This is a genomic window from Micromonospora sp. NPDC048935, assembly GCF_043197875.1.
Taxonomy (GTDB): Bacteria; Actinomycetota; Actinomycetes; order Mycobacteriales; family Micromonosporaceae; genus Micromonospora.
Genome location: NZ_JBICTZ010000005.1, coordinates 185,951 through 204,906 on the forward strand (window position 1 = coordinate 185,951; position 18,956 = coordinate 204,906).

Here is an 18,956-nt window from a genome sequence, read left to right on the forward strand (position 1 = left end):
CTCGCGATGGCGTACGCCCCACGGCCGGCGACCGACGGGTCCGCGTACCGGCTGGTGCTGCTCCTGCACGGTGCGGGCGGCTCGGCGCGGCAGGGCCTGGACCTGCTGCTGCCCGTCGCGGACGCGCACCACCTGCTGCTGGTGGCGCCACAGTCGTCGGCGGCCAGTTGGGACCTGATCGCCGGTGGCTTCGGCGCGGACGTGACGCGTGTCGACGGGCTGTTGACGACCGTCTTCGACAGCTACCCGGTACGCGAGGTGGTTTTCGGTGGCTTTTCCGACGGCGCCTCCTACGCGCTGTCGCTGGGCCTTGCCAACGGGGACCTGGTCGAGGCGGTGGTGGCCTTCTCCCCCGGTTTCGCCGCGCCCCCGACCACCCACGGCCGACCACGGCTGTTCGTCTCGCACGGTGTCGACGACCGGGTGCTGCCCGTCGACGTGTGCAGCCGCCGTCTCGTTCCCCACCTGCGCGGCCTCGGCTACGACGTCACCTACGAGGAGTTCCCCGGCGGCCACGAGATCCCCGCACCGGTTCGCGACCGCGCCACCGGATGGCTCACCGCTGCGGCCCACGCTTCGGGCGTCCCCGTGCCGGCGTCAGACGGCGGGCAGGCCGAGGGCTTCGTCGACGCGGGCGAGGACGGCGGCGTCGTCCTCCGGGTTGACACCCCGCAGCAGGTCGATGGCCGTGGCCCGGACCTGACCGATGATCATCGCTAGGGGGAGGGTCTGCGTGGAGCCGAAGAGCTGCCCGGCCGTGTGCACGGCGGCCAACGCCGCCTCGTCGGCGCGGGTGGCGTGCCGGTCGGCGGTCTCGTCCTGGCCGTCGAGGTCGGCGGCGAGGGCGGCACCGGCCTGGCGGACGGCCTCGGCCAGCGATCGCAGCGCGGCGCCCAGCTCGGGCGGCGCCGGGGTGTGCAGCCGGCGGAGCGTCACGCCCGCGCGGGCCAGCACCCGGACGTTGCGGACCGCGTAGTCGATCTGTCGGATCGACTCGTCCGCCGACCGCAGCCGGCCGATGTGGCGACGTCGGCGTACGTTGAGCCGCAGTGCCTCACCGGCGGCCAACACGCCGTCGCGCAGGCCGTCCACCCGGGCGTCCATTCCCCGGGCCTGCGCCAGCGCGGCGACCGCGGCGGCCTCGTCGCGCTGGTCCAGCGCGCCGGCGATCTCGACCAGCAGCCCGGCGAGGTCGTCGAAGGTCCGCCGCACCTCGGCGACCAGCGGCGCGAGGGGGTGCCGGGCGTCGACGAGCAGGCTGGCCGCGAGCGCGACCGCGCCGCCGACAAGCGCGTCGACGAAGCGGAACGGCACCAACGACCCGTCCGGCGGGGCGACCACCACCAGGTAGAGCGCGGAGACCGCGGCCTGTACCAGTGTCACGCCGGTGGCGCCGAAGGCCACCGCGAGGAGGACGGTGAGCAGGATGACGGTGCCGACCGTCCAGGTGCTGCCCGGGCCGAGTGCCTGCACCACCAGGTCTGCGACGAGCACCCCGGCGGCGACCCCGAGCACGACCTCGACGGGCCGGCGGATCCGTTGACCGCGAGCCTGACCGAGAACGATCAGCGCGGCGGCGGGTGCGAAGAAGGGCTGCGGGTGCCCGAGCAGCCGGGTGGCCAGCAGCCACGCCACGGTCGCCGCGACTGTCGCCTCCAGCACCGGCCGCCAACCGTGCCGCAGCCGCCCACCGGCCGTCCGCAGGCCACTGAACCGCACCATCGCCACCCTCTTCTCCCCGTGCCACCAGCCCACGGCGCCCGGAGGCGATCGTCTCCCATCACGTGACGGCCCTGCTCACCGGGCTGCTCCGCGTCGCGCCCGAGGTGCCGGAGTCGCGGGTGCTGGGGCGCCGGGGCCCGGTCGCCGACCGGGACGGCGGGTCAGCTCCCGGTGAGGGCGCGCAGCAGCGTACGAACGGCGGCGCCCAGGTCGGCACGGCTGGCCGCGCTTCCGGGCTGCGGGGCACTGAGCGCGCCCGCGCCGACCAACCTGTCGAAGAGCAGGCCGTCCACGAACGCGACGAACTGGTCGCCCTGCCGATCGGGGTCGGCGGCCCCGGCCCGGGTGAGCAGGTCCCGGGCCTGCACCCGCAGACCGGTGCCGTGTTGCAGGATGCCGCGCAGCTCGGGCCGGTGCACCGCCTCCAGCAGGCAGGCGTAGCGGGCCAGGGCCCGGCTGCGCCCGGTGGTCAACCAGCGGTCGAGCACCTCGGCGACGCCGGCCGCGAGGTCGTCGAGATCGTTCCCGTCGAGTCGGGGGGCGGCTGTCGGGGGTGGCGGGCCGGTCGGCAGGTCGTGCCGTGCCAGGTCGGCCCGGTCCCGTTCGGCGAGCCGGCCCACCACGGCCTCGATCAACGCCTGTCGGGTGCGCAGGTACGCGGAGGTGGTGCCGGGCGGCATCCCGGCGCGGCCGTCGACCGCACGGTGGGTCAGCGCCCGCATGCCGCCGTCGGCGATCAACTCGATGGCCGCGTCGGTGAGCGTCGCGATCCGTTTCGCCCGCGCCGTCATGGCACTCCTTCTTCCCTGGGTCCGCAGGTAGTATCGCTCTTCTACAGATGTAGAAGGGTGGTCGACATGAACGAACCACACGCGGTCGTGGTGGGCGGCGGGATCGGCGGGTTGAGCGCGGCTCTCGCCCTGCACCGGCGCGGGTGGCGGATCACCGTGCTGGAGCGCGCCGCCGAGCTGCGCGAGGTGGGTGCCGGCCTGAGCCTGATGGCCAACGCGGTGCGCGGGCTGGACGCCCTCGGCATCGGCCCGGCGCTGCGCCGGGGTGGCCACGGCGAGGCACCCGGCGGCATCCGTGACCGGCACGGGCGGTGGCTGTCCCGGGTGGACGCCGCGGAGATGATCCGGCAGCTCGGCACCACGGCGCTCGGCGTGCACCGGGCCACGCTGCACCGCACCCTGCGCGAGGCCCTGCCGGCCTCCTCGCTGCGTACCAACGCCGAGGTGGAACACGTCGGGTCCGGCCCGGACCACGCCGAGGTGCGCTACCGGGGGCCCGACGGCCCGCACGCCCTCCACGCCGACCTGGTGGTCGGTGCCGACGGCCTGCGCAGCCGGGTCCGCGCCCAGCTCTGGCCGCGACACCCCGGCCCGGTGTACGCCGGGTCGACGACGTGGCGGGCGGCCATCGCGTTCCCGCACCCGATCCCGGCCGCGATCACCTGGGGACCGGGAGCCGAGTTCGGCATGGTGCCGATCGGCGACGGCCAGCTCTACTGGTACGGCGCACTGAACGCCCCGCCGGGCGGCCACGCCCCCGACGAGCTGGCGGTCCTGCGGGAGCACTTCGGCGACTGGCACGCCCCCATCCCGGCGCTCCTCGCGGCGACCCCACCCGACGTCGTCCTGCGCAACGACGTCCACCACCTGGCCGTCCCACTGCCCTCGTACGTACGGGGACGGGTGGCGCTGCTGGGCGACGCCGCCCACCCGATGACACCCAACCTCGGGCAGGGCGCCGGGCAGGCTATCGAGGACGCGGTGGTGCTCGGCGCGGTCTGCGCCGATGGTGCCGAGGGGGTGCCCGCCGCCCTGGCCGCGTACGACAGGCAGCGCCGAGCGCGCAGTCAGTCCGTCGCCCGGGCCTCCCACGTCGCCGGGCGGCTCGGACAGCAGCTACACAACCCGATCGCCTTCGCGGCGCGCACCACCGCGTTGCGCCTCATCCCGGCCCGGGCCATGCTGCGGAGCATGGCCCGGTACGCGGACTGGCGACCCCCGACCGACTAGCGCTCCGGGGTCGCCACGCCTCTTCGGGATGCCGGTAGCTTCCCGGAGAGGCCCCCGAAACCCGTCCGTCAGCCTCCGTAACTGCTGTGCCCGGGATCGCTGGGCAACGTCGTGTTGAGGCAGAAATGCGCCCGGTCCGGGTTCGCGGCAGGAGGTGCCGGGATCGGCTGCTCCAGAGACGGGAACGGGGACATGTCCCAGGGGTTCCCGGACTGGCCGGTCATTTCGTTGCACTGGCCGAACGGGCTGGGTGACCAGGGGTTGCCCGGCAGGTCGGGAAGCACGCTGAACATCTGGAAGTTGCCGCGGGTGACCGGAAGGCTGCTGGCCGAGTACTCCCCGTTGTGGTTGATGGCGGAGCCGTTGCGGTACAGGTACTGATCCGGCATCCAACTCGACCGCAGCAGCGGTAGGTTTTCGATCCGCTGCATCGTGCCGTTCGCGCACGCCTTGAAGTGCAGTTCCTGCCAGATCGGGGGCGCGTGGACAAAGCTGCTCGCGTCGGCGCCCGGTGCGAGACCCGCGTCGAAGAAGAGTCGCCGGATGTCGTCGGCGAGGTCCCGGACCGACTGCGCGGCGACCGGATGGGCGTTGATCTGCCCCACCCAGTCGGCCATCGCCGCCGGAGGCCCGGACGTGCCGAGCATCGGCCGGTAGCCGATCGACCCGCCGCCGATGGTGAGGGCGACGACGCAGGTTGCCTGCGTGTCCGAGCGCGCGCCGGTGGCGTCGACCAGAGCGGGCGCTCGGCCGGCGAAGGCGTAGGCCCGGCCGGGCAGTTTCCCGTCGACGGCCGGATTCGCCGTCGTCAGGCCGCCGTCATGGGCGTTGAGGTCCGGCAACGTGTACTGCAGATTAGGTGGCTGGATCCCGAAGCTGTGCCGCATCGACTCGAACAGGTCCCTGACGAACCGCGGCAGGTGAGTGTTACCGGTGCGATGCTCGTACGTCGCGGACTCGCTGCCCGGGATCACGAAGCCGTCCGGACCGACGACGAACGAGACCGTCGCCTTCACCCGATTCTTGAACCGGTCGTCGTCGTCGAAGTGGGCAGGTCGTTGACTGCTCGTCGGCCGATCGGTGTACGGCTGGGCGATTCCGAGCCAGTCACCGGCGCTCTTGCCGGGCGGGTGGTTCACCGGGTCGGTCCCGGCCGCCAGCACCTCGTCCCGCCAGTTCTGGGCGAACTGGCGCAGTTGCGTGGTCACGCACTGTCCGTGCGGCGGCGTCGAGCAGATCGGCAGGGCCAGGATGTCGCCGCTGCGATCCAACGCCCAGTCGTAGAGCGCCTGTTGGCCCGCCATCGGACCGGAGATCCAGGAGGCCGGGGCGGACACGTCGATGTTCTGGTTCTCGTCGAAGACGGCGACCGCCTCGATGGACTCCTCGCGGTAGGTGCCGCTGACCGGCACGAAGGCCACCGCGTCGAAGGCGATGTTGTCGCTGCCGTCGCCGTCCGGGGTGACCGAGCTCAGGGTCACCTCGGGTACGCCGTTGAACAGATAGGTGCCCAGCGGAACCCACCGGTTGGCGCTGCCCTGCTGCTTGAGCGTCCGGGTGCGGTTCCCCTGCGCGGTCCGGATGGTGTACCGCGCCTGGGCGGTGTGCGCGCCGTGGTCCGGTAACGCGACCATGATCCGCATCGGCCCGTTGTGCGAGGTGCTGAGCCGCCACTTCGCCGTGACGGCGAGCTTGCCGTCCTCGTCGTCGGCGGTCCTGGTGTGGGTGAACCAGAAGTGCCCGCCGAATCCGCCGCCGAGCTGATGGGTGTCTATCTTGCCGGGATACTGGCCGGCGGCGTCCGCCGGAAAGGTGAGGCTGAACGTGCCCGCGTTGTTCCACGGACGCCCGCAGTTGGGCCGGACCGCGGGTGTCCCGTCCGGCACGTCGTCGACGATCCGCGCGTTCGCCGGCAGCCCGTCCAGGGTGCACTTCGGCGGATAGGCCGTACCGTCCTCCTGGTACGCGTACCCGGGGTCGAAGCGCAGCAGTTCGTTGCCGCAACTGTACGAGCAGTCGGCCTTCCAGGTGCTGGACTGGTGGTACCAGCAGCGCAGGTCGATCCGTCCGGCGCTGTCCCGGTGGGCGCAGGGCCCCGCCGGCTCACCGATGACGTCCGGGGCGTCCGGCGGGTACGCCTGCCCGGGTTGGCACTGGTTGGAGGCGTTACAGAACTGGGTCACCGGCGGCTTCACCGCGGTGCGGTTCTGCGGGGCGGTCGTCGCGGTGCCGTTCCACCAGGCGGGGCGGAATCCGGAGACCAGGGTGTTCGGCGCGTCCAGGACCTCCACCGGGTGACCGGCCCAGCCCATGATCTTCTCCGGGTACGGCCAGTGCTGTGGATGCGCGGCGTCGGCGTAGGACACGTCCAGGAACGCGGTGCGGTTCGCGGGGTAGCGCGGGTTGGCCGGGTTGTTCGCCCAGCCGAGCCCCCAGGGCGACCCGTCGCCCTTGTCCGGGTAGAAGCCCGAGTTGTACGCCCACACGGCGTAGAACCAGTTTTCGAGCTTGGCCGGGTCGCCGTTGTTGAGTGTCATTCCGGCGGACCTGACCTGGTTCCACTTCTCCTGAAGGATTCGCAGCCCGGCCGCGATGTTGGCGGCGAAGTCGAGCGCCACCGCCCGCTGCTTCTGATAAGGCAGCGCGGTCTCCCCCGGTCGTTCCCGCCCGGCCAGGCGCATGCCGTCGGTCACCTGCGTCACGCCGTAGCCGCAGTCGGCCTCGGACCAGTTGATCGTCCAGTCGTCGGAGCCGTCGCTGTTGTAGATGTCGACGCCGAAGTAGTTCCCGATGAGCGGATTCGCCGTCACGCCCGGTACGACGAAGCGCGGCGCCTGCCACAGGTTGGACTCCTGCGCCGCCACCCCGAGCATCACCTGGGCGGGCACGTAACCACCCCCGACCAGCGGCACCGGCGGAAAGAGCCCCTGCGGGGTGTACGCCGGCATGCCCAGGTTCTTCCAGTTGGCCTGTCGCTGCACCGTCAACGTGTGCCGGACGGCCTGGTCGACGGCCCACTCCACCTGCCGGGGCCTCGGTTGCACCGCCTGGTTCGCGGGGTCGTTACGCGCAACCGCGCACACCCGTTCGGCGAGAGCGCCCGGATCGTTCGGGTCGCCCGCCAACCGTCGGGATGCCGGCGACGCCGAGGTCCGCACCGCTGGGCTGAGCTGCCGGCCCGTGTCGGCTGTCCGGCCGGCGGCCGGCTCTTGGGGCGACACGAGGAAGCCTGCGGCGCGGCCGGTGGTGAGCGACGTCGCCGCGATCGTCAACGGTTGCCGCCCCGGTGGGTGGCCCGGTCGGGTCGAATCCGTCTCGGGGGTCAGCGTGGCCTGCCCGGCCGATCCGGCCTCGGCGCTCGCGGTACCGGCCGGCAGCACCGAGGTGATCGCGAGTTCGCCGGAGAGGGAGAGCTGGGCGCCGGCCGGCACGTCCACCAGGGACACGCTGGGAACGCCGGTGTCGGCCCGCAGTCCCCGGTCGAGCTTGCCGACGCCGGCGACGAACACCCGCCCGCCGCGGCCACTTGTCACGTTCAGGTCGGTGAGGCGGCCGGTCGCCAGCGTCGCGGCGACCGCCCGCCCGGCCATCACCCCACGGGTCGGAGCCCGCCGCACCAGGACCCGGTCCGTACCGGCGCGTTCCATGAACACCACACCGCCGTCCGCGTCGGCGGCGAGGCGGAACGGAACACCGGTGGCGGCGGTCAGCACCCGGCGACGTCCCGCGCCGTCCACCCGGACCACCGCCCCCGCGTCGGCGGCGACGATCCCGCCCGCTGTCGGTACCGGCGACGTCAGTTCGCCGGGGACCTCGACGGGGGTGCCGAGCGCGGAGGTGACCGTGTCGACCTCGATCAGCCGGGTCCGGTCCAGTTCGTCGCCGCCGGCCTGGGTGAGGACGGCCTTCTCCCCCGCCCCGCAGCCAGGATTGAAGTAGGCGAGGCTGGAGGTGACAGGTAGTTTGCGCACCGCTCCGGTGTGGAGGTCGACCACGGCGGTGAACCCGCCCCGGTCGAACAGGTCCGCCCGGTTGGTGAAGGTCCGCGGCGCGTAGACGACCACCGCGCTCCGGCCGGAGCCGGTCACACAGACGTTGCCGATCCACCGGTCGGTGTCCAGTCCCGGTTCGGAGAGGGTGGCCAGCGTCGACCAGCCGTACCCCTGGGCGGCGTCGGCGACGAGGAGGTGGAACCCGTCCGCGTCGCCGGAGCCGACCACGGCGCGGTCGGTGGAGCCGCGCCATCCGGCGCCCAGCACCGCGGCCCGGTCCCGCTCGGGGACGTTCGGCGTGGAGGCCGGCCGTCCGGCTGGCGGGGGTACGGCACCGGGCCGCGCCTGGGCCGGGGTGGCCGACGGGCCGAGCAGTGTGGCGACGGCCAGGGCTGTGAGCGCCCGCACCTGGCGACTACGACGGATGTGCACGCCAACTCCTTCCCGCACGCGATCCGTAGTCAGCAGCAGATCCAGTTGCTCTTGGCCAGCCGGTCGTCCGGGGTGATGACGAACATGTCCAACCGGTTCCCGTCGTTGTTCCAGGACGCGGCGGGCGCCTTGCCCCACTCCATCTGACCGCCCAGGTTGAACCAGCCACTCCAGCCGCCGGCATCCGTCCAGAACTTCTGGTACAGGTAACCGTCGGTACCGCGGGCGAAGACGTCGAGCCGGCTGCCGTTCGGCACCCAGGTGGCGGTCGGCGGGGAGGTGATGTTTCCGCCGAGGGAGAACCGCTGCTGCCAACCGCCGTTCTCCAGGTGGTACACCTGCCACACCGCGTTGTCCCCACCCTGGTAGACCACGTCGATCCGGTTCCCGTTGGCGTGCGCGGCGACGCTCGGTGCGCTGTTGAGGTTGGCGTCGACCCCCACCCAGCCTTCCCAACCGGCAGCGGTGTACTTCGTGTAGTGGAGCTTGTAGTCGGGTCCCCTTGCGAAGACGTGCAACTGGCTGCCGTTGCGACTCCAGGTGGCGGACGGGCCGCTGGTGAGCACCGCCTGGTAGCCGGGCGGCTTGGGCGCGCCCTGGTCGAAGAAGCCGTACCAGGTGGGATTTGCCCAGAACCACTGGGTCAGACGCGATTCGGTGTTCTGACCGAAGATGTCAAGCCGGTTGTCGGTCGCAAAGGTGGCGGTCGGCCCACTCGTGCCGAGGTAGCCGTACGGTGGGTTCAGCAGCTCGTACCAGCCGTTCCAGGTGTTTCCGATGAGGACAGCCTGGAAGGTGTACGTCTGCAGGGTGTCCGGGATATCGCAGAAGAGATGCACGAACACGTCCAGCCGACTGCCGCTCGGGGTACGGGCGACCGACATGCTCTGATACTTGCATCGACTGTCGTTTATCGGCTTGTTGAAGTAGCTCCATCGCGAGAAACCACCGGCTGCCGTCATGCGCCCCGTCCCGTCCGCCGCGCCGGAGACCACAAGCGGGGTCGACGGAGCACCGGTCATCGGCAACGTGGCGTCCGGCCCGCTCACCGTCACGGGACCGGCCGCATCGGCCGGCGGGACGACGCCGATCACGGCCAGCAGACCGCACAACGCGATAGTGCCGACAGCCCTACCGACCCAACTCACTGGTATCCGAAACACCGCATCCCCCACCCTGCGCCACGTCGATACCGGCGGAAGCGACCGGCCCGAGGTGATGATTGACCGCCGCCGTGGAAAGTGGGTGGAAGCCCTTCGGCGAGGGCCGGGGTTCAGCTCACCGGCGCTACGTCCAGCCGGGCCCGCAGTTCGTCGGCCTCGGGGTGACCGAGTTCGTCGAGGATTCGCCACGCCTGCGACCAGGACCGGATGGCCGCCGCCCGGTCTCCGACACCGGCCTGGACGTCGCCCAGATCGCGACCGGTCTCGGCCATGCCGTAGCGGTCACCGAGGTCCTCGTAGAGCGCCAGGGCCCGCTGGTAGCAGGTGATCGAGCCCCGATGCCGACCCAGCCGGTGCTGGATGTAGCCGAGGCTGTCCCAGGTCGCGGCCTCGGCGTGGCGCTCACCGACCTCTCGCAGCGCGGCGAGAGCCTGTCGGCAGTACGTCAGGGCCGACGGAAACTCACCCCGCTGGGCGAGCAGCCACCCGATGTTGTTCAACGCCATCCCCTGCCCGGCCTGGTGACCCCCGTCGCGGTACAGGTCGAGGGCCCGGCGGACGTGGCCCAGCGCCTCCTCGGCGCGACCTTCCCGCTGGAACAGCCCGCCCAGGCTCCGGTGCGTGTGCGCCTCGTGGACACGGTTACCGACCGCGGCGAAGCCGGTCAGCGCGGCCCGGTAGTGGTCGTGGGCGTCGTCATGGCGGCCGAGTCGCTGGCAGGCGCGGGCGAGGTGGTAGTGGACTCCGGCCTCAGCCGCCGGCTCGGCCGAGCGCCGCGCTGCCGCCAGGGCGAACTGTTGGGTGGTGGCCCAGTCGGACCAGTGGCCCTGGTCCTCCAGATAGGTCGACACGGCCCGGGCGAGCTGCCACGCATGGGTGTGGAAACCGGCCCGGCCGGCCCAGTCGCTTGCGTGGACGAGCGTCGCGTGCTCGGCCGTGAGCCAGGCCAGGGCCTGCTGGTTGTCGCCGAGCGGCTCCGCGGTCACCCCGGGGGCCGGCGGGCCCGGGGGCGGCGCGATCGGGTCCTGGGCCGGCACCAGGAGCCGGTCGGCGGCGACGGCGCTGTGCAGGTAATGGTCGAGCACCCGGCGCAACGCCGCGCGCCGGTGTGTGGCGAGGTCGGCCGCGACCAGCTCGGCGGCGTAACCGCGCAGCAGGTCGTGCACCAGGTAGCGGCCTTGCACGGGCACGGTCACCAGGTGCGCCTGGACCAGGACGGCCAGGTGTTCCGTGGCCACCTCCGGCGGCAGACCGGCCAGGCTCGCCGCAGCGCGGGTGGTCACACCCGCGCCGGGATGCAGTCCGAGCAAGCGGAACAACCGCGCTGGTCCGGTGTCCAACGTGCGGTAGGACCAGGAGAACACCGACCGTGCGTCGGCAGCGGCGTCGGTGCTGGCGAATTCGGTGAGGCCACCCCGCGCCGCCCGCAACCGGCGGGCGAGCGTACTCAGCGCGACGTCGGGGTTGGCGGCGACGCGGCCGGCCACGATGGCCAGCGCCAACGGTAGCCCGCCGCACGAGGCGACGATCTCGTCGGTCGCCTCGGGTTCGGCGTCGAGCGCCGCCGTTCCGAGGCGGCGGCGGATCAGCTCCCGGGAGCCGGCGGCCGACAGCATTCCCAGGGCGATCGGCCGGGCGCAGTCGACGGTGACCAGGCTGGCCAGTTGGTCGCGGCTGGTCACCACCACCGCGCAGCCGGCCGCGCCGGGCAGCAACGGCCGGACGTGATCCGCGTTCCGGGCGTTGTCCAGCACCACCAGCATGCGCCGGTCGGCCAACAGCCGGCGGTACAGTCCGGCTCGCGCTTCGGTGGTCGCGGGCAGCCGGTGTACGGGCACGCCCAGCGCGTCCAGGAAGCGACGCAACGCCTCGGCGGTGGTCATGACGGGCCCGTTCGGGTCGAAGCCACGCAGGTCGACGTAGAGGTTTCCGGCCGGGAACCGGTCCGCGAGGGCGTGTCCCAACCGGACGGCGAAGGTCGTCTTGCCCACCCCAGCCGGCCCGGTCACCACGATCGTGGCGGGGCTGTCCCCCGCACGGATCGCCTGCTCCGCGTGCGCCAACTCGGCGGCCCGGGCGGCAAACCGCGGCGGATCGGGTGGCAGCAGGCAGACGACCCGCGCGGCGCGGGCCGGACCGGCGTCGGTGGCAGGTCTCCCGTTGGCTGTCCTCAGTGCCTCGCCGTGCAGAATCGAGCGCAGCAGCTGCTGCAACGTCGGCGCGTCCAGGCCCCGGCCCCGCAGCAGCGTCAACCCGGTGCGGCACACCCGGACGGCCTCATCCGTACGTCGCAGGTCATGCAACACGGAGGCGAGCAGTCGCCGGGCGCCTTCGTCGTACGGCTCCTCCTCGACCAGCCGGGTCAGGTCTCCGGCGGCCTCCGTGTACCGGCCCAGCGCGATCAGGGCCTCGGCGTGGCCATTGCGGGCCGAACGGCGCAGTGCCTCCAGCCGGGCCACCTCGGGCAACGCGAACGACCGGTCCGCCACCTCCGGATACGCCGGTCCGCGCCACAGGGCCAGGGCCGCGCCGATCAGCCCGGCCGCCCGTTCGACCTGCTCCCGGCCACCGTCCACGAGCAGTCGCCGGCCCTGTGCGTAGGCCTCCTCGAAGCGGTGCACGTCGACCTGTTCGGCCGTCACGTCGAGTCGGTAGGCCAGACCTCGACCGCTGCCGACCGTGACGAGGACGCCTCCCCCACTCGGCGGCCGCTGTGGCGTCAGCGCCCGCCGCAGGTGCGACACGTGGCTGCGCAGCGTGACGGGCGCGCTGTCCGACGGCGATGAGTCCCACAGCAGGTCGATCAGGCGCTGCGCCGCGACGGGCTTGCCCGCCTCAAGCAACAGCACCGACAGCAGCGCCGCGAGCCGGGGCCCGATCCGCACCGTCGCCTGGCCGACCTGGATCCGTAGTGGCCCCAGCACCGCGATGTACAACTCGCTCAACTGTGCCTCCCTCGTTCGTCAGCGGCGTCGGTGGCAGGTGCCGCATCCTGGCTCTTCGGCAGCCGGACGCTGGGCTTCGCCCGTCCCGCGGGCGGGCGCCCGCCAGTTCCGGTAGCCGCGATCCGACGTCGGCCACGGAGCCGGGTCCCGTTCCCTGGTGACCCGCCTGGCCGCAGACGCGGTGAGTGGAGGCGGAATGCCAGGGACCTGCGCCTCACGCGGACGGGGCGTTGAGAGCGGCGAATCTGTCACCGCGGATAGGGTGCGCCAAGCGGCCACCGTCGGCAAGGCGTTCCAGTTGTGCCGAACAGTCCCGCACAGATCCGGTCGGCGCGGCGTTGCCGCGCTGCTCACCCGCCAACCGGCCGCGGCGACGATCACCGGCCCGGCTCAGGCGGGTGTGCCGCCCCGGTACGCCCGCTCCCCCACCGCCACCAGTCGCGCGTGGTCGGCGGCGTCGGCGAGCATGCCGCGCAGGCCGGCGGCGTAGGCGGTCGCGGCGTCCACCCCGAGCCGGGCGGCGAACGCGTACTCGTCGGCCAGGGTGATGTCGAAGATGGCCGGGTCGTCGGTGGACACCGAGCAGGCGACCCCGGCGTCGGTCAGCACGGTCAACGGATGTGGGTGGTCCTCTCGGGCCACGCCGAGGCGCAGGTTGGAGGTGGGCGTCACGTCCAACACGACGCCCCGCCCGGCCAGCTCGGCGACCAACTCCGGGTCCTGCACGGCCCGCACCCCGTGCCGGATCCGGACCGCGCCCATCGCCAGCACCTCGCGGACCGCCTCCGGCCCGGCCGCCTCGCCGGCGTGCGGCACGAACGGCAGGCCGCCGTCGCGGGCCAGCTCCACCATCCGGGTGTACGGGGTGGTCGGGTACCGCCCCTCGGCACCGGACAGCCCGAAACCGACCACGCCCCGCCCGGCGAACCGGGTGGCGACACGGGCCGCGCCCTCGGTGAAGTCGACGTCGTGCCCCCGGCAGACCTGCGGGGTCAACCCGATCGACACCCCGTACGACTCGCGGGCCTCGGCCGCCGCGTCGACAAGGGCCGCGAGCACGTTCGCCCAGCCGGGCAACCCGAGCCGCTCCTCGGCGTCCACGATCGGTTCCAGGTGGACGGCCCCGTCGTGGGCGGCTTCCGCGGCGTAGGCCAGCAACGCCCGCTGGTAGTCCCGCGGCGTCCGCAGCACCGCCGTCATCGCGTTCCAGGTGGCGATGAAGTCGTCCAGGTCGTCGAACCGTCCGGGTGACTCGGCCGGCACCGGGAGACGGTGGGCGCGGGCCAGCGCGGCGAGCAGCGGCGGGCGGACCGTTCCCTCCAGGTGGACGTGCAGTTCGATCTTCGGGGTGTGGCGCTGAGCCGGCGTCATCGTGGTCCTCGGGGTGGTCGAACAGGTGCGTCCAGCCTGCCGCACCCCGGCCCGGGCCGCCCTCCCCCACACAGGGGATCATCACCGGGAAACCGTTCTTGGCCCAAAGCTCCAGAGTAGTCAATTGCGCCCCGATCCACCTCGGTCAGATATGACAGTGCGTCGGTACAATCGGCGACTGCTTTGTGACTGATCGCTGACTGCTCGTGGTGAAATGGATCACACACACTGAGCCCATGAACAGGAGAGTCAACCGCGGTAAGGCACTCCGCGTCGCGGTGTGTCTCCTTCTGGTCGCCGCGTTGGGCGGCTGCATGCAACTCAACATGGGGCTCACCGTCAACAGCGACGACACGGTCGACGGGCAGCTCCTGCTGACCGCCGAGAAGTCCCTGCTGACCTCGCGCAACAAGAACATCCCGGTGGCCTTCGCGGAGCTTCGGCAGAACATTCCCGCCCTGCCTGCGGGGGAAGAGACCCGGTACGAGGACGACAAACTCTTCGGCTCCCAGATCAGTTATCGAAAAGCGCCGCTGGCAGGTTTCGACACGGAGAGCGTGAAACTGGTCCGGGACGGCGACTTGTACCGTTTCACGTTGCCGCTCGACCCGTCGAAATACGGCGGGAAGGTCGCGCAGCAGAATCCGCAACAACAGCAGACATTTCTCAAGCTGATGTCGTTCGAGATCTCGGTGACATTTCCCGGCCGGGTGATCGACAGCAATGGCACCGTCAACGGCCGGTCGGTCAGCTGGAAGGTCACCTCCAACCAGGACAAGCCGACCGAGCTGCGCGCCGTCGCCGAGGCGCCACCTCGACCGTCCGCCTCGCCGGCCGCCGCCTCCGCGGACGACGGTGGAATCGGCTGGCCGCTGATCGTCGGCGGCGTACTCCTGCTCCTGTTGCTGCTCGCCGCGGTGGGCGTACTCCTGCTGCGACGCCGGCACCCCACGGCGCCGGCCCCGCCCGGCCCGACCGCGCCCGGTCCGACACCGCCGGGGCCGCCCGCCGGCGCCCCGGGGCCCGGTTGATCCACCCGGTGGCCGGCTGAGCCGGCCACGCCCGGCCCCGGCCGCCCCCCGGAGACGACGGCGACCGGTCCCGGTGCTCCCCCGCGGGAGCACCGGACCTCACCACCACATCCCGGTCGCACCATCGCAGAAAAGGGGGATCGCCATGAACGATCTCTTCACCTGGGCCGCCCTGGGCACCATCGCCGGCGCGAGCGCCGCCACCCTGCTGGCCACCAACGTCATCGGCGGGCTGATCGGCCCGAGCGGCGACAAACTCCGCAAGTGGATCGCCATCGCCATCGCGCTGCTGCTGTCCTACCTGACCGCGGCGTTCGCCGACGAGGCCGGCGGCGAGAAGTGGGTCATCGCGTTCTTCAACGCGCTCGTCATCTTCTCCGCCGCGCTCGGCGTCAACCAGTTCCCGCCCGGCAATCGACAGGCGACCCCAACCCAGGTCGCGAGCGGTCGCGAGCCCCGAGTCTTCCGTTCCTGGGTCTGAGGGGTGACGTCATGGTCTTCGGAATTCTCAGCGCGGCGGTCCAGGTCATCCTCGGCGCCCTGTTCGGCTTCCTCGCCGGCGGCCCGATCGGGCTCCTCGTCGGCACCGTCGTGGGCCTGCTGGTCGGCGCGGTCTTCGGCTGGGCGGTGGCCTCCGCCGGGGTCTACGCCCCGGACGCCCGCGGCATCTTCCTCTTCGTCGTCGACCACACCTGGAGTCTGCTCAACACCGTCGTCGGCGCCCTCTACCTGACCGTGCACCTGGTCTTCGGGCACTCGCTGGACCGGCCCACCTCGGCCGGCAGCGGCCGGGTCAGCGTGGTGCAGGGGGTCTCGCCCCGCTACGCCACCACCATCGGCACCGTCTGCGCCGGCTCCAGTTCGGGCATCCAACGGCACGAGGACGTCCACATCTTCCAGGGGCGCCTGCTCGGCCCGCTCTACATCCCGCTGGTGCTGGCGAACTACGTCCTGTTCACCATCGCCCCGGTGTGGCTGCTCTACCACGACCACACCAACGCCCCGATCAACCGGTTCACCAGGTACTTCGAGATCGGCGTCTACCCGCACGTGTGGAACGAGGCCATCGCGTACCGGATCCAGGGGACGCCGCCGCGATGAGCACCGACGGGCGTGGGCCGATCGAGACGGCCACCGCCGAGCTGGCCGCCTGGCTGACCAGCGCGGCGGGGGAACCCGTCCCGATCGGCCCACCCCGGGCGTTCGACGACGCCGACGGGCTGACCCTCTGGCCGTTGGAGCTACGCCCGGCCCGGCAGACCCGCTCCAGCGGCGCGGTCCGCGAGCCGTACCGGTTCACGGTCCGCTACCTGCTCTGCGTGACCGGGCCGGGCGGGTTGCCCCGGCTGGACCGGGTGCTCACCAGCGCGACCACCGACGGCAGCTACCCGGTCGTCCTGGAGGCCGGTGACCCACCACTGTGGACGGCGTTCGGCACGGCACCCCGACCGGCGCTGCTGATCGACGTGGCCGCCCAGGTGGACCACCCGACCCCCGCCGCGCCGCCGGTGCTCCGCCCGCTGCGACTGCGGCAACTTGAGGTGCGGACCCTCGCCGGCCGGGTGGTCGGTCCCGAGGACCAACCACTGGCCGCGATGCGGGTCGAGCTTCCCGGCACCGGGTCCGCCACCCGCACCGACCCGCAGGGCCGGTTCCGGATCGTCGGCGTCCCGCACGACCCCGAGCACCCGAACCCGGTCCGGTTGCGGCTGACCGGACGCGGGCTCGTCCTCACCGCCGACGTCGACGCGGACGAGGACGACATCGTCATCGTCTGCGCGCCACCGACCCACTGACGCCCACCCGCACAGGAGGACCGATGCCCAGCTACTTCTCCCCCGGCATCTATGTCGAGGAGGTCCCGAGCGGCGCCCGACCGATCGGCCCGGCGAGCACCAGCATCGCCGCCTTCGTCGGCCTCGCCCCGGACCGCGACGCCCACCTGGGCAGGGCGGTGCCGGTCAACAACTGGACGGAGTTCCTGCGCCTCTTCGCCGCCGGGGAACGGGTGGAGAGCACGCCGCTGGCCCGCGCGGTCTTCGGCTTCCTGGACAACGGGGGCGCCCGCTGCTGGGTGGTCAACGTCGGCGAGGGCGGCGCGATCACCGGCACCGGGCAGCGTCGCGGCGGCTTGCAACTGCTGGAGGCCATCGACGAGATCTCCATCATCGCCGCGCCCGGTTTCCACGACGTGGTGTCGCACGAGGCGCTGTTGAGCATGGCCGAGCGCACCCGCACCATGGTCGCCATCTGCGATCCGGCACCGGACATCGACGACATCTCCGCGTTGACCCGGGTCGCCACCCCGTCCTCCGGCAAACCCCCCAAACCCGCCGAGGGTACGGGCGGCGGCTCGGCGGGTGCCGGCAGCGGCTCGGCGGGTGCCGGCAGCGGCTCGGCGGGTGCCGGCAGCGGCTCGGCGGGTGCCGGCAGCGGCTCGGCGCAGCCGGGCGGCTCCGGTGGGCACGAGGGTGCCGCGTACCGACCCCGGCAGTCCGAGTTCGGCGCGTTCTACTACCCCTGGCTGCGGGTCCGCGACCCGATCAGCGGGGAGCTGGAACTGACCCCGCCGAGCGGGCACCTGGCCGGCATCTGGGCCCGCACCGACGCCCTACGCGGAGTACACAAGGCACCGGCCAACGAGCCCGTTCGGGGCGCCGTCGACCTGGCCTACCTGGTCACCCGACCGGAGCACGACGTGCTCAACCCCAAGGGTGTCAACGTGATCCGCTACTTCGCCGGGGAGGGCATCCGCGTCTGGGGCGCCCGTACGCTCGCCGCCGAGGCCAGCGAGTGGCGCTACCTCAACGTCCGGCGACTCAGCATCGCCATCGAACAGGCCATCGCCAACGGCACCCGGTGGATGGTCTTCGAACCGAACGACTTCACCCTCTGGCGCTCGATCCGGCGCGACATCGGGGCGTTCCTCACCCGGGTGTGGCGCGACGGCGCACTGCTCGGGCGCAGTCCCGAGGAGGCGTTCTTCGTCAAGTGCGACGAGGAGACCAACCCGGTCGACGTCCGCGACGCCGGCATGGTGATCGCCCACATCGGCATCGCCGTCGTCAAGCCCGCCGAGTTCGTGGTGTTCAAGCTGAGCCAGTGGGCCGGCGGCACCGAGACCGAGACGATCGGAGGCTGACATGCCCACCACAGCCACCCCGCAGCCCGGCGCACCGGTCGACCCGTACCGGGCGTACCACTTCCGGCTACTCATCAACGGTGTCACCAACGGCCACTTCACCGAGATGACCGGGCTGGAGGTGAACATCCCCGGGCAGCCGTACCGGGAGCACGGCCTGGGCCGGATGCGGATGGTGCCCGGCCAGGCCGAGTACGAGCCGGTGACGCTGCACTTCGGGCTCACCGCCTCCCGCGAGTTGTGGGACTGGGTGAACGCCACCGCGCAGGGCACCCTCAACCGCCGCAACGTCTCCGTGGTGCTGCTGGACTCGGTCGGCACCGCCGAGGTGCTGCGGTGGAACCTGATCGACGCCTGGCCCACCCGGTGGCGCGGCGCGCACCTCAACACCCTCAGCCACGAGATCGCCATCGCCGCGTTGACCCTGCGCTACGAGGGTCTGGAGTTGGAGACCGGCGGTGCCACCGCGCCGACACCCGCGTAGCTGGCTGGCCGGTCGGCTACGCGCTGCGGCCGGCGCGGCCCAGCGCCTCGCCGGCCAGGTCGAGCCCGCCGAACACCGGGCACCCGCCGGACGTGCGCCCGCCGGACACCGTGCGCCGCAGCCGCCGTCGGAGACGCCCGGTGCGACACCGCGCCGCTTCGGGGAACCCCCGCAGCACTGGCTGGACCTGGTCGCCGCCCACGCGCCCGGTCTGCTACACGACCTGGACCTCGATCACCCCGCTCCCGCCCCGGCCAAGGGGCGCGATGACCACGCCAGCGGCTCCGGCCCTAGCACCAGCACCAGCACCAGCACCAGCACCAGCTTCGACACCGGCACCGGGTCCGGGTCCGGGTCCGGCTTCGACACCGGGCTCGGCTTCGACACCGGGTCCGGATCCGTTTCCGGCGATCGGTTCGACCGGGCCGGGCCGGGCCGGTGGTCCGCGGTGACCCGGCCAACTCGGCCCGCCCGGGAGAGTGCCGGGATCCCTGCCGACAGGGTGGGCCCGCATGGCCCCGGCACGGTGGGCCGTACCACCCCGGGCACGGTGGGCCGTCGGTCCTCCGGCACGGGTAGTGGGGCCGGCCGCACGACCAGCATGAACGGCCCCGACGGCGCCACGCACTCCTCCGGGCGTGGCCGCCCGGCGT

The 18,956-nt window shown here is 72.5% G+C and carries 14 protein-coding genes and 1 pseudogene; 8 read left to right on the top strand and 7 right to left on the bottom strand.

Annotation, left to right across the window (positions count from 1 at the left end):
* Nucleotides 1-6 precede the first annotated feature (6 nt).
* Nucleotides 7-513 (top strand): annotated as a pseudogene (locus ACGFIW_RS16530) (alpha/beta hydrolase); the annotation flags it as partial.
* 84 nt (nucleotides 514-597) lie between these two features.
* Here ACGFIW_RS16530 and ACGFIW_RS16535 read toward each other — a convergent pair.
* A complete protein-coding gene (locus tag ACGFIW_RS16535; protein ID WP_393316465.1) occupies nucleotides 598-1,722 on the bottom strand; it encodes an aromatic acid exporter family protein in 1,125 nt (374 codons plus the stop codon).
* Nucleotides 1,723-1,883: 161 nt separating this feature from the next.
* On the bottom strand, nucleotides 1,884-2,513 hold the full coding sequence (locus ACGFIW_RS16540; RefSeq protein ID WP_393315756.1) for a TetR/AcrR family transcriptional regulator: 630 nt from the start codon (nucleotides 2,511-2,513) through the stop codon (nucleotides 1,884-1,886).
* 66 nt (nucleotides 2,514-2,579) lie between these two features.
* Between ACGFIW_RS16540 and ACGFIW_RS16545 the strand changes: the two genes are divergently transcribed.
* A complete protein-coding gene (locus ACGFIW_RS16545) occupies nucleotides 2,580-3,743 on the top strand; it encodes an FAD-dependent oxidoreductase (RefSeq protein ID WP_393315759.1) in 1,164 nt (387 codons plus the stop codon).
* Between the two features lie 68 nt (nucleotides 3,744-3,811).
* On the opposite strand, the gene ACGFIW_RS16550 is transcribed toward ACGFIW_RS16545, so the two are convergent.
* The 4 genes from ACGFIW_RS16550 to ACGFIW_RS16565 form a co-directional block, all read right to left on the bottom strand.
* Nucleotides 3,812-8,167 (bottom strand): hypothetical protein, encoded by a 4,356-nt coding sequence (locus ACGFIW_RS16550; protein WP_393315762.1) that lies wholly within the window; start codon nucleotides 8,165-8,167, stop codon nucleotides 3,812-3,814.
* Nucleotides 8,168-8,196: 29 nt separating this feature from the next.
* Nucleotides 8,197-9,051, bottom strand: coding sequence for a hypothetical protein (locus ACGFIW_RS16555; RefSeq protein WP_393315765.1), 855 nt, complete (start codon nucleotides 9,049-9,051; stop codon nucleotides 8,197-8,199).
* Nucleotides 9,052-9,440: 389 nt separating this feature from the next.
* Nucleotides 9,441-12,275 (bottom strand): BTAD domain-containing putative transcriptional regulator, encoded by a 2,835-nt coding sequence (locus ACGFIW_RS16560; RefSeq protein ID WP_393315767.1) that lies wholly within the window; start codon nucleotides 12,273-12,275, stop codon nucleotides 9,441-9,443.
* 390 nt (nucleotides 12,276-12,665) lie between these two features.
* Nucleotides 12,666-13,646 carry an adenosine deaminase family protein gene (locus tag ACGFIW_RS16565; RefSeq protein ID WP_393315770.1) on the bottom strand — a complete coding sequence of 327 codons (981 nt, stop codon included), beginning with the start codon at nucleotides 13,644-13,646 and terminating at the stop codon, nucleotides 12,666-12,668.
* Nucleotides 13,647-13,882: 236 nt separating this feature from the next.
* Here ACGFIW_RS16565 and ACGFIW_RS16570 point away from each other — a divergent pair, with 236 nt between their 5' ends.
* The 6 genes from ACGFIW_RS16570 to ACGFIW_RS16595 all read left to right on the top strand — a co-directional run bounded on the left by ACGFIW_RS16570 (nucleotide 13,883) and on the right by ACGFIW_RS16595 (nucleotide 18,303).
* On the top strand, nucleotides 13,883-14,677 hold the full coding sequence (locus ACGFIW_RS16570; RefSeq protein ID WP_393315773.1) for an LppM family (lipo)protein: 795 nt from the start codon (nucleotides 13,883-13,885) through the stop codon (nucleotides 14,675-14,677).
* Between the two features lie 145 nt (nucleotides 14,678-14,822).
* Nucleotides 14,823-15,158, top strand: a complete 336-nt coding sequence (locus ACGFIW_RS16575; RefSeq protein WP_357063193.1) for a hypothetical protein — start codon at nucleotides 14,823-14,825, stop codon at nucleotides 15,156-15,158.
* Between the two features lie 11 nt (nucleotides 15,159-15,169).
* Nucleotides 15,170-15,778, top strand: coding sequence for a glycine zipper family protein (locus ACGFIW_RS16580; protein WP_393315776.1), 609 nt, complete (start codon nucleotides 15,170-15,172; stop codon nucleotides 15,776-15,778).
* Complete coding sequence (locus ACGFIW_RS16585; RefSeq protein WP_393315779.1) at nucleotides 15,775-16,473, top strand: carboxypeptidase-like regulatory domain-containing protein; 699 nt, start codon at nucleotides 15,775-15,777, stop codon at nucleotides 16,471-16,473. Before ACGFIW_RS16580 ends, ACGFIW_RS16585 begins: the two co-directional genes overlap by 4 nt.
* Before the next feature lie 23 nt (nucleotides 16,474-16,496).
* Nucleotides 16,497-17,819: a phage tail sheath family protein gene (locus tag ACGFIW_RS16590; RefSeq protein WP_393315782.1), complete on the top strand. Its 1,323-nt coding sequence runs from the start codon at nucleotides 16,497-16,499 to the stop codon at nucleotides 17,817-17,819.
* 1 nt (nucleotide 17,820) lies between these two features.
* Complete coding sequence (locus tag ACGFIW_RS16595) at nucleotides 17,821-18,303, top strand: phage tail protein (protein ID WP_393315785.1); 483 nt, start codon at nucleotides 17,821-17,823, stop codon at nucleotides 18,301-18,303.
* Nucleotides 18,304-18,537: 234 nt separating this feature from the next.
* On the opposite strand, the gene ACGFIW_RS16600 is transcribed toward ACGFIW_RS16595, so the two are convergent.
* Entirely contained in the window at nucleotides 18,538-18,690 is a 153-nt protein-coding gene (locus ACGFIW_RS16600) for a hypothetical protein (RefSeq protein WP_393315788.1), read from the bottom strand.
* Between the last annotated feature and the right edge of the window lie 266 nt (nucleotides 18,691-18,956).

Excerpts from the sequence above, each read along its gene's own strand:
- ACGFIW_RS16595 (WP_393315785.1), top strand. The coding sequence starts at position 17,821 with ATGCCCACCACAGCCACCCCGCAGCCCGGCGCACCGGTCGACCCGTAC.
- ACGFIW_RS16555 (WP_393315765.1), bottom strand. The coding sequence starts at position 9,051 with ATGTCGGTCGCCCGTACCCCGAGCGGCAGTCGGCTGGACGTGTTCGTG.
- ACGFIW_RS16590 (WP_393315782.1), top strand. The coding sequence starts at position 16,497 with ATGCCCAGCTACTTCTCCCCCGGCATCTATGTCGAGGAGGTCCCGAGC.
- ACGFIW_RS16570 (WP_393315773.1), top strand. The coding sequence starts at position 13,883 with ATGAACAGGAGAGTCAACCGCGGTAAGGCACTCCGCGTCGCGGTGTGT.
- ACGFIW_RS16585 (WP_393315779.1), top strand. The coding sequence starts at position 15,775 with ATGAGCACCGACGGGCGTGGGCCGATCGAGACGGCCACCGCCGAGCTG.
- ACGFIW_RS16580 (WP_393315776.1), top strand. The coding sequence starts at position 15,170 with ATGGTCTTCGGAATTCTCAGCGCGGCGGTCCAGGTCATCCTCGGCGCC.
- ACGFIW_RS16575 (WP_357063193.1), top strand. The coding sequence starts at position 14,823 with ATGAACGATCTCTTCACCTGGGCCGCCCTGGGCACCATCGCCGGCGCG.
- ACGFIW_RS16535 (WP_393316465.1), bottom strand. The coding sequence starts at position 1,722 with ATGGTGCGGTTCAGTGGCCTGCGGACGGCCGGTGGGCGGCTGCGGCAC.
- ACGFIW_RS16565 (WP_393315770.1), bottom strand. The coding sequence starts at position 13,646 with ATGACGCCGGCTCAGCGCCACACCCCGAAGATCGAACTGCACGTCCAC.
- ACGFIW_RS16545 (WP_393315759.1), top strand. The coding sequence starts at position 2,580 with ATGAACGAACCACACGCGGTCGTGGTGGGCGGCGGGATCGGCGGGTTG.
- ACGFIW_RS16540 (WP_393315756.1), bottom strand. The coding sequence starts at position 2,513 with ATGACGGCGCGGGCGAAACGGATCGCGACGCTCACCGACGCGGCCATC.